The sequence below is a fragment of the Streptomyces sp. NPDC090741 genome, from assembly GCF_044769045.1.
In the GTDB taxonomy this organism is placed as follows: domain Bacteria; phylum Actinomycetota; class Actinomycetes; order Streptomycetales; family Streptomycetaceae; genus Streptomyces.
The window spans coordinates 164,520-179,216 of the sequence record NZ_JBIVXF010000009.1; the positions used below are offsets into that span (position 1 = coordinate 164,520).

General features: G+C 72.6%; 17 protein-coding genes and 2 pseudogenes. 16 read left to right on the forward strand and 3 right to left on the reverse strand.

Annotated features, from left to right (window positions below):
- Position 1: 1 nt before the first annotated feature.
- The 5 genes from ACIQU4_RS24410 to hisF are packed head-to-tail and all read left to right on the forward strand — an operon-like array spanning position 2 to position 2,694.
- A complete protein-coding gene (locus tag ACIQU4_RS24410) occupies positions 2-169 on the forward strand; it encodes a hypothetical protein (RefSeq protein WP_030155934.1) in 168 nt (55 codons plus the stop codon).
- A complete protein-coding gene (gene hisH, locus ACIQU4_RS24415) occupies positions 166-816 on the forward strand; it encodes an imidazole glycerol phosphate synthase subunit HisH (protein ID WP_403734413.1) in 651 nt (216 codons plus the stop codon). Before ACIQU4_RS24410 ends, hisH begins: the two co-directional genes overlap by 4 nt.
- On the forward strand, positions 816-1,547 hold the full coding sequence (priA, locus tag ACIQU4_RS24420; RefSeq protein ID WP_134075042.1) for a bifunctional 1-(5-phosphoribosyl)-5-((5-phosphoribosylamino)methylideneamino)imidazole-4-carboxamide isomerase/phosphoribosylanthranilate isomerase PriA: 732 nt from the start codon (positions 816-818) through the stop codon (positions 1,545-1,547). Before hisH ends, priA begins: the two co-directional genes overlap by 1 nt.
- The gene (locus ACIQU4_RS24425; protein ID WP_403734417.1) at positions 1,544-1,942 is read left to right on the forward strand and encodes a RidA family protein; all 399 of its coding nucleotides are present in this window, start codon (positions 1,544-1,546) and stop codon (positions 1,940-1,942) included. The genes priA and ACIQU4_RS24425 overlap by 4 nt, the downstream gene beginning before the upstream one ends.
- Entirely contained in the window at positions 1,939-2,694 is a 756-nt protein-coding gene (hisF, locus tag ACIQU4_RS24430; protein ID WP_403734419.1) for an imidazole glycerol phosphate synthase subunit HisF, read from the forward strand. The genes ACIQU4_RS24425 and hisF overlap by 4 nt, the downstream gene beginning before the upstream one ends.
- A gap of 4 nt (positions 2,695-2,698) precedes the next feature.
- On the opposite strand, the gene ACIQU4_RS24435 is transcribed toward hisF, so the two are convergent.
- Positions 2,699-3,331: a TIGR03085 family metal-binding protein gene (locus ACIQU4_RS24435; RefSeq protein ID WP_403734422.1), complete on the reverse strand. Its 633-nt coding sequence runs from the start codon at positions 3,329-3,331 to the stop codon at positions 2,699-2,701.
- An 84-nt stretch (positions 3,332-3,415) separates the two neighbouring features.
- Between ACIQU4_RS24435 and hisI the strand changes: the two genes are divergently transcribed.
- From hisI to lgt, 11 genes and pseudogenes are all read left to right on the forward strand, one after another.
- On the forward strand, positions 3,416-3,778 hold the full coding sequence (gene hisI / locus ACIQU4_RS24440) for a phosphoribosyl-AMP cyclohydrolase (protein WP_403734425.1): 363 nt from the start codon (positions 3,416-3,418) through the stop codon (positions 3,776-3,778).
- Between the two features lie 19 nt (positions 3,779-3,797).
- Complete coding sequence (locus tag ACIQU4_RS24445; RefSeq protein WP_403734427.1) at positions 3,798-5,303, forward strand: anthranilate synthase component I; 1,506 nt, start codon at positions 3,798-3,800, stop codon at positions 5,301-5,303.
- 22 nt (positions 5,304-5,325) lie between these two features.
- Complete coding sequence (locus ACIQU4_RS24450) at positions 5,326-5,973, forward strand: TIGR02234 family membrane protein (RefSeq protein ID WP_403734430.1); 648 nt, start codon at positions 5,326-5,328, stop codon at positions 5,971-5,973.
- 98 nt (positions 5,974-6,071) lie between these two features.
- Positions 6,072-6,323 carry an HGxxPAAW family protein gene (locus tag ACIQU4_RS24455; protein WP_403734433.1) on the forward strand — a complete coding sequence of 84 codons (252 nt, stop codon included), beginning with the start codon at positions 6,072-6,074 and terminating at the stop codon, positions 6,321-6,323.
- Between the two features lie 61 nt (positions 6,324-6,384).
- Positions 6,385-6,870: a DUF2752 domain-containing protein gene (locus ACIQU4_RS24460; protein ID WP_403734436.1), complete on the forward strand. Its 486-nt coding sequence runs from the start codon at positions 6,385-6,387 to the stop codon at positions 6,868-6,870.
- A gap of 172 nt (positions 6,871-7,042) precedes the next feature.
- Positions 7,043-7,852: an indole-3-glycerol phosphate synthase TrpC gene (gene trpC / locus ACIQU4_RS24465; protein ID WP_134075034.1), complete on the forward strand. Its 810-nt coding sequence runs from the start codon at positions 7,043-7,045 to the stop codon at positions 7,850-7,852.
- Between the two features lie 8 nt (positions 7,853-7,860).
- On the forward strand, positions 7,861-8,085 hold the full coding sequence (trpM, locus tag ACIQU4_RS24470) for a tryptophan biosynthesis modulator TrpM (protein ID WP_403734440.1): 225 nt from the start codon (positions 7,861-7,863) through the stop codon (positions 8,083-8,085).
- Between the two features lie 220 nt (positions 8,086-8,305).
- Entirely contained in the window at positions 8,306-9,559 is a 1,254-nt protein-coding gene (gene trpB / locus ACIQU4_RS24475; protein WP_403734443.1) for a tryptophan synthase subunit beta, read from the forward strand.
- On the forward strand, positions 9,556-10,368 hold the full coding sequence (trpA, locus tag ACIQU4_RS24480; RefSeq protein WP_385591310.1) for a tryptophan synthase subunit alpha: 813 nt from the start codon (positions 9,556-9,558) through the stop codon (positions 10,366-10,368). Before trpB ends, trpA begins: the two co-directional genes overlap by 4 nt.
- A gap of 142 nt (positions 10,369-10,510) precedes the next feature.
- Positions 10,511-11,302: pseudogene (locus tag ACIQU4_RS24485) on the forward strand (thioredoxin domain-containing protein); the annotation flags it as partial.
- A gap of 294 nt (positions 11,303-11,596) precedes the next feature.
- Positions 11,597-12,613: a prolipoprotein diacylglyceryl transferase gene (lgt, locus tag ACIQU4_RS24490; protein WP_403734447.1), complete on the forward strand. Its 1,017-nt coding sequence runs from the start codon at positions 11,597-11,599 to the stop codon at positions 12,611-12,613.
- 73 nt (positions 12,614-12,686) lie between these two features.
- On the opposite strand, the gene ACIQU4_RS24495 is transcribed toward lgt, so the two are convergent.
- Positions 12,687-13,508: an HpcH/HpaI aldolase/citrate lyase family protein gene (locus ACIQU4_RS24495; protein WP_403734450.1), complete on the reverse strand. Its 822-nt coding sequence runs from the start codon at positions 13,506-13,508 to the stop codon at positions 12,687-12,689.
- Positions 13,505-14,695: pseudogene (locus ACIQU4_RS24500) on the reverse strand (CaiB/BaiF CoA transferase family protein); the annotation flags it as partial. The gene ACIQU4_RS24495 and the pseudogene ACIQU4_RS24500, both read right to left, overlap by 4 nt.
- Positions 14,696-14,697: the final 2 nt, after the last annotated feature.

The following is a 14,697-nucleotide window of genomic DNA, read 5'->3' on the forward strand; positions in this document are numbered from 1 at the left end:
CGTGAACGGCCTGAACACCATCCTGATCGTCGTCGGCCTCTTCCTGGCCGGCGGCGTCTACTCCTTCCAGAAGCAGAAGATGCCCGCATCGGTCGTCATCCTGCTCGCCATCGGCTCCGCGATGTGCCTCGCCGCCGGAGTCCTGCGGATCCAGGGGATTTGGGAATGAGCGCAGCCCGTCCGACCAAGACGGTCGTGGTCTTCGACTACGGCTTCGGAAACGTACGTTCCGCCGAGCGCGCGCTGGCGCGGGTCGGGGCGGACGTCGAGATCACCCGCGACTACGACAAGGCCATGGACGCCGACGGGCTGCTCGTGCCCGGTGTCGGGGCCTTCTCGGCCTGCATGCAGGGGCTCAAGGACGCCCGCGGCGACTGGATCGTCGGCCGCCGGCTCTCCGGCGGGCGGCCCGTCATGGGTATCTGCGTCGGCATGCAGATCCTCTTCGAGCGCGGCATCGAGCACGGCGTGGAGACGGAGGGCCTCGACGAGTGGCCCGGCACCGTCGAGCCGCTGCGCGCCCCGATCGTGCCCCACATGGGCTGGAACACCGTGGACGCCCCCGCCGACAGCCAGGCCTTCAAGGGCCTGGACGACGAGGCCCGCTTCTACTTCGTGCACTCGTACGCGGTGCGCGACTGGAGCCTGGAGGTCACCAACCCCGCGATCCGCGCCCCCAAGGTCACCTGGGCCACGCACGGCGAGCCGTTCGTCGCGGCGGTGGAGAACCGGGCCCTGTGGGCGACCCAGTTCCACCCCGAGAAGTCCGGCGACGCCGGCGCCCAGCTCCTCACCAACTGGATCGAGACCCTCTGATGACCGCCAGCAAGCTCGAACTGCTGCCTGCCGTCGACGTCCGCGACGGCCAGGCCGTCCGCCTCGTGCACGGCGTGTCCGGCAGCGAGACCTCCTACGGGTCCCCGCTCCAGGCCGCCCTCGCCTGGCAGGCCTCCGGCGCCGAGTGGCTCCACCTCGTCGACCTCGATGCCGCCTTCGGCACCGGCGACAACCGCGCGCTCGTCGCCGAGATCACCGGCGCCATGGACATCAAGGTCGAGCTGTCCGGCGGCATCCGCGACGACGCCTCGCTCGCCGCGGCCCTCGCCACCGGCTGCACCCGCGTCAACCTCGGCACCGCCGCCCTGGAGACCCCCGAGTGGGCCGCCAAGGCCATCGCCGAGCACGGCGACAAGATCGCGGTCGGGCTCGACGTACGCGGTACGACGCTCAAGGGCCGCGGCTGGACCAGCGAGGGCGGGGACCTCTACGAGACCCTCGCACGTCTGGACTCCGAGGGCTGCGCCCGGTACGTCGTCACCGACATCGGTAAGGACGGCACGCTGACCGGGCCCAACCTGGAGCTGCTGAAGAACGTCTGCGCCGCCACCGACCGGCCGGTCGTGGCCTCCGGCGGCATCTCCTCGCTGGACGACCTGCGGGCGCTGGCCGGGCTGGTGCCGCTGGGCGTCGAGGGCGCGATCGTCGGGAAGGCCCTGTACGCGAAGGCCTTCACCCTGGAAGAAGCCCTGAAGGTGGTCTCCGCATGAGCAACTCCTCCGACGTACGCCGCATCTCCTCCGGTGGCGCCTACGAGGACGTCATCGGCTACTCGCGCGCCGTGCAGCTCCCGAACGGCCTGGTCCTGGTCTCCGGCTGCACCGCCGCCGACGCCAACGGCCCGTACGACCAGGCCATGGGCGCCTTCGGCGTCGCCTTCAAGGCCCTCGCCCAGGCCGGTCTCGGCCCCGAGCACGTGGTCCGCACCCGGATGTACCTCACGCACGCCCGGGACGTGGAGGACGTGGGCCGTGCCCACAAGGAGCTGTTCGACGCCGTCCGCCCCGCCGCATCGATGATCATCGTCTCCGGATTCGTCGATCCCAGCATGGTCGTCGAGGTCGAGGTCGAGGCGTACGGCCCGGTCCAGGAGGCGTCCGCATGACCCTCGCCGTACGCGTGATCCCCTGCCTCGACGTGGACAACGGCCGTGTCGTCAAGGGCGTCAACTTCCAGAACCTGCGGGACGCCGGCGACCCGGTGGAGATGGCCAAGCTGTACGACGCCGAGGGCGCCGACGAGCTGACCTTCCTCGACATCACCGCGTCGTCCGGGAACCGCGAGACCACGTACGACGTGGTGCGGCGGACCGCCGAGCAGGTGTTCATCCCGCTGACCGTGGGCGGCGGCGTCCGCACCGCGGAGGACGTGGACAAGCTGCTGCGGGCCGGTGCGGACAAGGTCGGCGTGAGCACCGCCGCCATCGCCCGGCCCGAGCTGATCCGGGAGATCGCGGAGCGCTTCGGGCGGCAGGTGCTCGTGCTGTCCGTGGACGCCCGGCGCACCGCCACCGGCTCCTTCGAGGTCACCACGCACGGCGGCCGCCAGGGCACCGGCATGGACGCGATCGAGTGGGCGCACCGGGCGGCCGAGCTGGGCGCCGGGGAGATCCTGCTGAACTCGATGGACGCGGACGGCACGAAGGACGGGTACGACACCGAGATGATCGCGGCCGTCCGCAAGCACGTGACCGTCCCGGTGATCGCCTCGGGCGGCGCCGGGCGGCTGGAGCACTTCGCCCCGGCGATCGAGGCCGGCGCCGACGCGGTGCTCGCCGCCTCGGTGTTCCACTTCGGCGACCTGCGGATCGGCCAGGTCAAGGGCGCCCTGCGCGAGGCGGGCCACCCGGTCCGCTGACGGCCTAAATGCCGAGCTTGGCCGTCGTCAGTTTGGCGACGGCCTCCTTCGGGCCGTCCAGTTCCACCGCGGCCGCCTCCTGGCGGCCGAAGCAGAAGAGGGTCAGCTCGCCCGGCTCGCCGGTGACCGTCACCACCGGGGTGCCCTTGTGCGCCACCGCCGTCTGACCGTTCGGGCGGCGCAGCACCAGGCCCACCGGTGAGCGGCGGCCCGTCAGCCGGGCCAGCTTCTCCAGGCGCGCCCACAGCGCGTCCGAGAACACCGGGTCCGGCGTGCGCGGCGACCAGTCGGGCTGGGCGCGGCGTACGTCCTCGGCGTGGACGTAGAACTCCACCGCGTTGGCCGCCTCGTCGATCTGCTTCACCGAGTAGAGGGACATCTTCGGCGGGCCGGTCCGGATCAGCTGGATCAGTTCCTCGTACGGCTTGGCCGTGTACTCGGCCATCGCCTTGGCCAGCCGGTCCTTCAGGACGTTCAGCAGCAGGCCGCCCGCCGCGTCCGGGCGGCGCTCCCGCACCACCACGTGCGCCGCCAGTTCCCGGGCCCGCCAGCCGTCGCACAGCGTCGGCGCCTCCGGCCCCGCCGCCTCCAACAGGTCCGCCAGCAGCAGGCGTTCGCGCTTCGCATGGGTAGACATGGGGGCCACCCTACGACCGCGAGCCGTGCTTTGCCCGCTCATCAGGCGGACGGTGATCGGTCACGGCCGTCTCGGCGCGGCACAATGTCCCCCATGAGTACGTCCTCCCTCGATCCCGCCATCGCCGCCCGGCTCAAGCGCTCCGCAGACGGTCTGGTCCCGGCCATCGCCCAGCAGTACGACACCGGTGAGGTGCTCATGCTCGGCTGGATGGACGACGAGGCCTTGCACCGCACCCTGACCACCGGCCGCTGCACGTACTGGTCCCGCAGCCGCCAGGAGTACTGGGTGAAGGGGGATACGTCCGGCCACTTCCAGCACGTGAAGTCCGTCGCCCTCGACTGCGACGCCGACACCCTCCTCGTCAAGGTCGACCAGGTCGGCGCCGCCTGCCACACGGGCGCCCGTACGTGCTTCGACGCCGATGTCCTTCCGCTGACCGAATAGGTAGGTAGGGTCCCACCCCATGGATCTTGAGACGTTCCGCAAGCTCGCGGCGGACCGCCGCGTCATTCCCGTGAGCCGCAAGCTGCTGGCCGACGGTGACACCCCCGTCGGGCTCTACCGCAAGCTGGCCGCCGAACGCCCGGGCACCTTCCTCCTGGAGTCCGCGGAGAACGGCCGCTCCTGGTCCCGCTACTCCTTCGTCGGCGTCCGCAGCGCCTCCACGCTGACCGTGCGCGACGGCCGCGCGCACTGGATCGGGACCCCGCCCGTCGGCGTCCCCACCGACGGCGACCCGCTCGACGCCCTGCGCGCCACCGTCCAGGCCCTGCACACCCCCCGTGACCTCGCCGCCGGGATGCCGCCCTTCACCGGCGGCATGGTCGGCTACCTCGGCTACGACATCGTGCGCCGCCTGGAGCGCATCGGCGAGCGAACCGACGACGACCTGCAGCTGCCCGAGCTGACCATGCTGCTCACCTCCGACCTGGCGGTCATGGACCACTGGGACGGCACGGTCCAGCTCATCGCCAACGCCATCAACCACAACGACCTCGACACCGGCGTGGACGAGGCGTACGCGGACGCGGTGGCCCGGCTCGACGCGATGGAGGCCGATCTCGCGCGGCCCGCCCCGTACACACCCGCCCCGCTGCCCGCCTCCGAACCGCCGAATTTCGAAGACGGCACGGTCTCGGCGCTGTGGGGCGGGGAGCAGTACCAGGAGGCCGTCGAGGACATCAAGGAGCGGATCCGGGCCGGCGAGGCCTTCCAGGTGGTGCCCTCGCAGCGGTTCGAGACCCCCTGCGCCGCCTCCGCGCTGGACGTCTACCGGGTGCTGCGGGCCACCAACCCGTCCCCGTACATGTACCTGTTCCGCTTCGAGAACGGCTTCGACGTCGTCGGGTCCAGCCCCGAGGCCCTGGTCAAGGTCGAGGACGGGCGGGCCATGGTCCACCCGATCGCCGGCACCCGCCACCGCGGGGCCACCCCGCAGGAGGACCACGAGCTCGCCGAGGAGCTGCTGGCCGACCCCAAGGAGCGCGCCGAGCACCTGATGCTCGTCGACCTGGGCCGCAACGACCTGGGCCGGGTCTGCGAGCCGGGATCGGTCGAGGTCGTCGACTTCATGTCGATCGAGCGGTACTCGCACGTCATGCACATCGTCTCGACCGTCACCGGCCGGGTCGCCGAGGGCCGGACCGCCTTCGACGTGCTGACCGCCTGCTTCCCGGCGGGCACCCTCTCGGGCGCGCCCAAGCCGCGCGCCATGCAGATCATCGAGGAGCTGGAGCCCACCCGGCGCGGCCTGTACGGCGGCTGCGTGGGCTACCTCGACTTCGCCGGGGACTCCGACACGGCCATCGCCATCCGCACCGCGCTGCTGCGCGACGGCACGGCGTACGTCCAGGCGGGGGCCGGAGTCGTCGCGGATTCGGTGCCCGAGCTGGAGGACCGGGAGTGCCGCAACAAGGCGGCCGCCGTGCTGCGCGCGGTGGGAGCGGCGAACCGGCTGAACGGCGCGTGACCCGGTAGGGGATAGTGGGTACGTGAGTGCCGTACCCCCACCCCGAACCGACGCCGACGCCTCCGCCGCTCCCGAGGCCCCGGACGGTCGCGGCGGCCGCCGCAGCGTGGCCGCCGCCCTGCTGCTCGGCGCGCTCGGAGCCACCGTCGTCCTGCTCGCCTCCGGCCGCGTCTGGGCCCGGGGCACCGCCGCCGTCGGGGGCGGCTCGCTGCCGCTCACCGCGGACGGGCGGGCCGTCACCGGGCTGCCGGCGGCTCTGGCCATCGTGGGCCTGGCGGCCCTGGTCGCCGTGTTCGCCGTACGCGGCAGGAGCCGGCTGCTGGTCTCCGGGCTGCTCGCGCTGAGCGGCCTGGGCGCGGCGCTGGCCGCCGTACTGGCCGCCGACGACCGGCAGGCGCTGGACGCGCAGGCCGCCCGTACGACGGCGGACACCGCGGCGCAGGTGGGGGCGCTGACCCATACGGCGTGGCCGTACGTCACGGCCGCCGGCGCGGCCCTGATCCTGGTCGCCGGACTGCTGGCGCTGCGGTTCGGCAGCGGCTGGCCCGCGATGGGCGGCCGCTACGAGCGGGACGGCAGCCCCCGTACCCGCAAACCGGCGGCGGTGGACCCCGACCGGCCCGAGGACCTGTGGAAGGCCCTGGACCGCGGCGAGGACCCGACCCGCTGACCATGCACCGCGCCCGGTGCGGGACAATGAGCACCGCGCATTCGACACGGACCGCGATTTCTGATCAGCACTGAGACAGAGCAAACGAGGAGCAACTCATGGCGGGCACTAACCACGGACACACCCCGGCCGCCTGGACCGGTGTCATCATCGCCTTCATCGGTTTCTGCATCTCCGGCGCCTTCATGGTGATCGCCAACCCGATCGGGTTCTGGGCCGGTCTCGTCGTCGTCGCGCTCGGCGGTGTGGTCGGCATGGCGATGAAGGCCGCGGGCATGGGTGCGCCGAAGGCCGCCCACCAGGACCTGGCCGTGGTCATCGCCGCCAACAGGGCCGCCGCCAAGGCCTGACCGGGCCGGTGCCGGTGAACGGTTTCGAAAGGCGCGGCCCCGTTGGGCTGCGCCTTTTGTCATGAGCGGAGAGAATCAGCGCGTGGACGCCCCTCGCAGCCCCTATGCCGTGCCCGCGCAGCCGCCGGTGCCGCCCGCGCCCGCGCAGAGCCGCGTCCGGCGGCTGGCCTCGCCGGGGCTCACGCTCGCCGCTGCGGCCCTGGCGTTTGCGTACGTGGGCACCGTGGATCCCAATGAACCCGGCCACTATCCGGTCTGCCCGCTATTTCGCCTGACCGGAATCCTGTGCCCCGGATGCGGTGGTCTGCGCAGCGCGCACGCGTTCGCCCAGGGCGACCTGATCACCGCTTTGGGGGCTAATGCCCTGGCCGTCGCCGGCTACTTCGTCTTCGCCGGCTTCATGATCCTTTGGCTGGTTCGCGCCTGTCGCGGCGGTCCGACCCCGCGTTTTGCCCTGCGGCGGCCGTACTGGTGGGCCATCGGGGTGCTCGCCCTGGTCTTCGTGGTGGTCCGAAACCTGCCGTTCGGAGCCGCGCTGGCCCCGTGAGAACCGGGAGATTCCCTTATGAATCCCGGATTCCGAATGTCCATTCCATGGGACGCCGTCAACCGCGTGCGGAGGGCAAGGCCTCCTGCGGATACCATTTGATTGCTGACCTTGCAGTTGTACGTGTCTGCAAGGCGGCCGACCGTCATCGACCCGGAAGGGGGCCGCTCGCGTGAGTGTGCTCGACGAGATCATCGAAGGGGTCCGCGAAGACCTTGCCGAACGGCAGGCCCGCGTGAGCCTCGACGAGCTCAAGGAGCGTGCCGCCAAGGCGCCCCAGGCCAAGGACGGCGTCGCGGCCCTGCGCGGCGACGGCGTCAAGGTGATCTGCGAGGTCAAGCGCTCCAGCCCCTCCAAGGGCGCGCTGGCCGCGATCGCGGATCCGGCCGGACTCGCCGCCGACTACGAGGCGGGCGGTGCGGCGGTCATCTCCGTCCTCACCGAGCAGCGCCGTTTCGGCGGCTCGCTGGCCGACCTGGAGGCCGTCCGCGCCCGCGTGGACATCCCGATCCTGCGCAAGGACTTCATCGTCACGGCGTACCAGCTGTGGGAGGCCCGCGCCTACGGCGCCGACCTCGTGCTGCTGATCGTCGCGGCCCTGGAGCAGGAGGCCCTCGTCTCCCTGATCGAGCGGGCCGAGTCCATCGGCCTCACCCCGCTCGTCGAGGTCCACGACGAGGACGAGGTCGAGCGCGCGGTTGCGGCCGGCGCCAAGATCATCGGCGTCAACGCCCGCAACCTCAAGGACCTCAAGGTCGACCGCTCCACCTTCGAGCGCGTCGTCGGCGAGATCCCGGCCCACATCGTCAAGGTTGCCGAGTCCGGCATCCGCGGGCCGCACGACCTGATCGCCTACGCCAACGAGGGCGCCGACGCCGTCCTCGTCGGGGAGTCCCTGGTCACCGGACGCGACCCGAAGGCGGCCGTGGCCGACCTCGTCGCCGCCGGCGCCCACCCCGCCCTGCGCCACGGACGGAGCTGACCCGTCCCATGGCCCTCAACCGCCCCTCCGTCCACACGCCGCACGTGCCGCAGGCAGCTCGCCGCGGCCCGGTCGGCGTGCCGACGGCGTACGCGCCCCTGGCGCGCGGCTGCCGCCCCCGCGGCTGCCGCGCCCCGGCCCGGCGGGTGCACGGGCGGCGGGTCCGGTACGTGATCGGCTCCGAGCCCGGTCAGGTCAACGGCATGCGATGGCGCACCGCAGGCGCGCTGTAACGAGGGCCGCCCGGGCCCGGTACGTCTGACGCCACCGTTTCGACGGTGACGGCGTACCTCCCCGCGGTACTCGCTTACGGTCCGTCGCCCCGGGCCGCCGGCTCCGGGCGCGGGCCGCTGCGCCCGTACGCATCCCCACCCCCGCAGCGGGGTGCGCGTGCGGCGGGCCCGCGGCGCAATACGGTGCACCCATCCCATCGCACCCGTAGGAGTACTGGCCATGTCCAGCAGCTCGTTCTTCATTCCGGACCCGGAGGGTCACGTCCCGAACGCCGAGGGTTACTTCGGCGACTTCGGCGGCAAGTTCATCCCGGAGGCGCTCGTCGCCGCCGTGGACGAGGTCGCCGTCGAGTACGAGAAGGCCAAGGGCGACCCGGCCTTCGCGGCCGAGCTCAACGACCTGATGGTCAACTACACCGGCCGGCCCAGCGCCCTCACCGAGGTGCCGCGGTTCGCCGAGCACGCCGGCGGCGCCCGGATCTTCCTCAAGCGCGAGGACCTCAACCACACCGGCTCGCACAAGATCAACAACGTACTGGGCCAGGCGCTGCTCACCAAGCGCATGGGCAAGACCCGCGTCATCGCCGAGACCGGAGCCGGACAGCACGGCGTGGCCACCGCCACCGCCTGCGCCCTCTTCGGCCTTGAGTGCACCGTTTACATGGGCGAGATCGACACCCAGCGCCAGGCCCTGAACGTGGCCCGGATGCGGATGCTGGGCGCCGAGGTCATCGCGGTGAAGTCCGGCTCCCGGACCCTCAAGGACGCCATCAACGAGGCGTTCCGCGACTGGGTCGCCAACGTGGACCGCACCCACTACCTCTTCGGCACCGTCGCGGGCCCGCACCCGTTCCCGGCCATGGTCCGCGACTTCCACCGGGTCATCGGCGTCGAGGCCCGCCGCCAGATCCTGGAGCGCGCCGGCCGGCTGCCCGACGCCGTCGCGGCCTGCGTCGGCGGCGGCTCCAACGCCATCGGCCTCTTCCACGCCTTCATCCCGGACGCCGGGGTCCGCCTGGTCGGTTTCGAGCCCGCCGGGCACGGCATCGAGACCGGCGAGCACGCGGCCACGCTGACCGCCGGCGAGCCCGGGATCCTGCACGGCTCCCGCTCCTACGTCCTCCAGGACGAGGAGGGCCAGATCACCGAGCCGTACTCGATCTCGGCCGGCCTGGACTACCCGGGCATCGGCCCGGAGCACTCCTACCTCAAGGACAGCGGGCGCGGCGAGTACCGCGCGGTCACCGACGACGCCGCGATGCAGGCCCTGCGCCTGCTCTCCCGTACGGAGGGCATCATCCCGGCGATCGAGTCGGCGCACGCGCTGGCGGGCGCCCTCGACCTGGGCAAGGAGCTCGGCAAGGACGGGCTGATCGTGGTCAACCTGTCCGGCCGCGGCGACAAGGACATGGACACGGCGGCCCGCTACTTCAACCTGTACGACGCCGACGCCTCCGAGGGGGAGACCAAGTGAGCGGCAACATCGAACTCCTCTCGGCCACCCTCGCCAAGGCGAAGTCCGAGGACCGGGCGGCCCTCGTCGCCTACCTGCCGGCCGGCTTCCCGACCGTCGACGGCGGCATCGAGGCCGTCAAGGCGGTCATCGCGGGCGGCGCGGACGTGGTCGAGGTCGGCCTCCCGCACAGCGACCCGGTCCTGGACGGCGCGGTCATCCAGACCGCCGACGACATCGCCCTGCGCGGCGGGGTAAAGATCGCCGACGTGCTGCGCACCGTGCGCGAGGCCCACGCGGCGACCGGGGCGCCGGTCCTGGTGATGACGTACTGGAACCCGATCGACCGCTACGGAGTGGAGCGGTTCGCCACCGAGCTGGCCGCGGCGGGCGGCGCGGGCTGCATCCTGCCCGACCTGCCGGTCCAGGAGTCCGCGCTGTGGCGCGAGCACGCCGACAAGCACGGTCTGGCGACCGTCTTCGTCGTCGCTCCGAGCAGCAAGGACGAGCGCCTGGCGACCATCACGGCCGCCGGTTCCGGTTTCGTCTACGCCGCCTCGCTGATGGGCGTCACCGGCACCCGCGAATCGGTCGGCAACGAGGCCCAGGAGCTGGTCCGCCGTACGCGTGCCACCACCGAGATCCCGGTCTGTGTCGGCCTCGGCGTCTCCAACGCCGTGCAGGCCAAGGAGGTCGCGGGCTTCGCGGACGGGGTGATCGTCGGCTCGGCCTTCGTGAAGCTGCTGCTGGACGCGCCGGACCTGCCGGCCGGGCTGGCCGCCGTACGGGCGCTGGCGGGCGAGCTCGCGGAAGGCGTCCGCAGGGGCTGACGGGCTGACGGGCTGACGAGCCCGTCGGGCGCCTTGCGCGTTCGATCGGCGGCGCGAACCCCTGAGCGGGTTCCGTAGCCCGATCGGGTGGAAGTGGGAGCGGGGAGGCACGCGAGTGCCTCCCCGCTTCGTTTGGCCGAACGTGAGCGAGAAGAACGACGGTGCGAACCGCGATGCGAAACGATCGGCCCGCGAGCGGCTCCAGGTGGAGCGCGAGCGCGAGAAGAAGAGGGAGAAGCGGCGGCGGACCATCGTCGTGGCCTCGGCCGTGGTCGGCGTCCTCGGCCTGGCGGCCGTCGTCGGCCTGATCGCGGCCAACACCGGCAAGGGCGACAAGTCCGCGGCCGGGGGCCCGGTGACCGCCCCCTCCGGGGCCACCGGCAAGGACGCGCTCGCCATCCAGGCCGGCAAGCCCGAGGCCAAGTCCACGCTGACGGTGTGGGAGGACTTCCGCTGCCCGGCGTGCAAGTCCTTCGAGACCAGCTACCGGGACACGATCCACGAGCTGGAGGCCAAGGGCCTGCTCAAGGTCGACTACCACCTGGTCACCCTGATCGACGGGAACATGGGCGGCAGCGGCTCGCTGAAGGGCGCCAACGCGGCCGCCTGCGCGCAGGACGCCGGGAAGTTCCCCGCGTACCACGACGTCCTGTTCGAGAACCAGCCGCAGGAGACGGACGACGCGTACGGGAACAACGCCAAGCTGCTGGAGCTGGCCGGCAAGGTGGACGGGCTGGTCACCCCGGAGTTCCGCAAGTGCGTCGAGGACGGGACGCACAACAGCTGGGTGAACAAGTCCAACGAGGCCTTCCGCGCCGGGAAGTTCCGGGGTACCCCGAGCGTGCTGCTGAACGGCAAGGACATCTTCGCCGACCAGGCCAACCCGGTGACCCCGCAGAAGCTCAAGGAGCAGGTGGAGGCCGCCGCCAAGGGCACCGGGGGCGCGAACGCCTCGCCTTCGCCGTCTCCGTCCCCGTCGCTCTCGTCCTCGCACTCCGCCTCGCCGAGCGCCTCCGCGAAGGGGGCGAAGACCGCGGGATCCGGATCGCCGTCGGCCTCTTCCTCGGCCGTGGCGAAGTCATCCTCCACCGGGACGGGATCGCGGGCCGGCTCGGCCGGGGCAGCGAAGGGGGCCGGCGAGGACTGATCCCCTCCCGTCTCGATTTGGCGCCAGGTTGCCGGGCGGGTTGCGGTCCGTACCGCCCGGCAGGGTAGCGTCGGCTCTGCCATGAACCTTGCCTATATCCCCAGCCCGTCGACCGGCGTGATCCATCTCGGACCGATCCCGCTGCGCGGCTACGCGTTCTGCATCATCATCGGCGTCTTCGTCGCCGTCTGGCTCGGCAACAAGCGGTGGATCGCGCGCGGCGGAAAGCCGGGCACCGTCGCGGACATCGCCGTGTGGGCGGTGCCGTTCGGCCTGGTCGGCGGTCGCCTCTACCACGTGATCACCGACTACCAGCTGTACTTCGGCGAGGGCCGCAACTGGGTCGACGCCTTCAAGATCTGGGAGGGCGGCCTCGGCATCTGGGGCGCGATCGCGCTGGGCGCGGTGGGCGCCTGGATCGGCTGCCGCCTGCGCGGCATCCCGCTGCCGGCCTGGGCCGACGCCCTGGCCCCCGGTATCGCGCTGGCCCAGGCCTGCGGCCGCTGGGGCAACTGGTTCAACCAGGAGCTGTACGGGCGGGCCACCGACCTGCCCTGGGCCGTCGAGATCAGCGACGGCCCCAACCGGGTCGCCGGCACCTACCACCCGACCTTCCTGTACGAGTCGCTGTGGTGCCTCGGCGTCGCCGCGCTCGTGATCTGGGCCGACCGCCGCTTCAAGCTCGGCCACGGCCGGGCGTTCGCCCTGTACGTCGCCGCGTACTGCGTGGGCCGCGGCTGGATCGAGTACATGCGGGTCGACGAGGCCCACCACATCCTCGGCGTCCGGCTGAACGTGTGGACCTCGATCGTGGTCTTCATCCTGGCGGTGGTCTACCTCGTGCTGTCGGCGAAGCTGCGGCCGGGCCGCGAGGAGGTCGTGGAGCCGGACCGCGGGCCTGCGGCATCCGACCCCGCGACCAAGGACGAGGCGGACGGCGAGACGAAGGACGAGCCGAAGGACGGCGCCGCCGAGGCGAAGGACTCCGGGGACGGGGAATCCGAGCCGAAGACGGACGCCGAGGCCGCTTCCGCCGAGGCGACCGAGGACGCCGGGACGGCGGACGCCGAGGCTCCGAAGACCGCAAAGAAGCTCTGACCGGGACTCCCGGACCACACGGGAGGGGCGCCGCGCACACCGCGCGGCGCCCCTCCCGTTCGTGCGTCCGGGGTCAGGAAAGGACGGGCGATTCCCGGCGCGCGAGGGCGACGACCCGTTCCGCGCCCGCCAGCACCGCCGGGTCGACGAAACGGCCGTCCGGCAGGGCCACCGCCCCCGGGGTGCGGCGGGCGGCCGCGACGATCTCCTCGGCGGCGGTGACCTCCGCGGGGCCGGGCAGGTAGGCCCGCTCGATCACCGGCAGCTGGCGCGGGTGGATCGCCGCCCGGCCCAGAAGACCCAGCGCCCGCCCGCGCGCACAGGAGACGGCCAGCGCCTCCAGGTCCCGGATGTCGGGGAAGACCGACTGCGCGGGCGGGGCCAGCCCCGCCGCCCGGGCCGCGATCACCACCCGGGAGCGCGGCCAGTCCAGCCCCGACTCGGCGCTGATGCCCAGATCGGCCCCGAGGTCGGCCTCGCCGAGGGAGAGCCCGCGCAGGGCGGGGTGCGCGCGGGCGATCTCGTACGCGCGCTCCACGCCCAGCGCCGACTCCAGCATGGCGTGGAGCGCCACCCCGCCGGTGCGGTGGGCGACGGCGGCGATCTGCTCCGGGGCCGTGATCTTCGGCAGCCGCAGCCCCGCCAGGCCGCGCAGCCCGGTCAGGGCGGTGAGATCGGCGCCGGCCCAGGGGGAGTCCAGGGCGTTGACGCGGACGAACACCGGGACCGGGGGCCGCTCGGCCAGCCGTTCCGCGGTGGCGGCGCGGGCGTACTCCTTGCGGGAGGCCGACACCGCGTCCTCCAGGTCGACGATGACGGCGTCGGCCCCGGAGTGCAGGGCCTTGGCGACCACCTCCGGGCGGTCGCCGGGTACGTAGAGCCAGGTCAGGATCACAGGGCCCCCTCCATCCGGAGTGCGCTGATCTCGGCCTCGGACAGGCCGAGTTCGGTGAGTACGGCGTCGGTGTCCGCGCCGTGCGGACGGCCGGCCCAGCGGATCCCGCCGGGGGTCTCGGACAGCCGGAACAGGACGTTCTGCATCCGGAGCGGGCCGAGTTCGGGGTCCTCGACCTCGGTGACGCTGTCCAGGGCCGCGAACTGCGGATCGGCCATGACGTCACGTACGTCGTAGACCAGGGCCACGGCGGCCTCGGCCTCCTCGAAGGCGGCGACCACGTCATCGGCCTTGTGGCGGCCGATCCAGCCGCCGACCGCCTCGTCGAGTACGGGCGCGTGCGCGGCCCGGCCGGAGCCGGTCGCGAACCACGGCTCGGCGATCAGCTCGGGCCGGCCGACGAGCCGCATGACGCGCTCCGCGATGGACTGCGCGGAGGTGGAGACCGCCAGCCAGCGGCCGTCGGCGCTGCGGTAGGTGTTCCGGGGGGCGTTGTTGGTGGAGCGGTTGCCGGTGCGCGGCTGGACGTAGCCGAGCTGGTCGTACCAGAGCGGGTGCGGGCCCAGCACGGTCAGGATCGGCTCGATGATGGCCAGGTCCACCACCTGCCCGTGTCCGGTGCTCTCGCGCCCGGCGAGCGCGGTCATCACGGCGTACGCGGTGGTCAGCGCGGCGATCGAGTCGGCGAGGCCGAAGGGCGGCAGGGTCGGCGGCCCGTCGGGCTCCCCGGTGATCGCGGCGAAGCCGCTCATCGCCTCCGCGAGGGTGCCGAAGCCGGGGCGGTGGGCGTACGGGCCCTGCTGGCCGAAGGCGGTGACGCGGGCCAGGACCAGCCGCGGGTTGGCGGCGGACAGCTCGGGCCAGCCCAGGCCCCACTTCTCCAGGGTGCCCGGGCGGAAGTTCTCGATGACCACGTCGGCGGTGGCGGCCAGCCGCAGCAGGGTCTCGCGCCCGCCGGGGGTGGACAGGTCGAGGGTCATCGTCCGCTTGTTCCGGCCGAGCATCTTCCACCACAGGCCGATGCCGTCCTTGGCGGGGCCGTGGCCGCGCGAGGGGTCGGGGCGCACGGGGTGCTCGACCTTGACGACGTCGGCGCCGAAGTCGCCGAGCAGGGTGGCGGCGAGGGGCCCGGCGAAGAGGGTGGCGAGGTCCAGCACCCGCACTCCCTGCAGGGGCCCCTGGCCGGGGG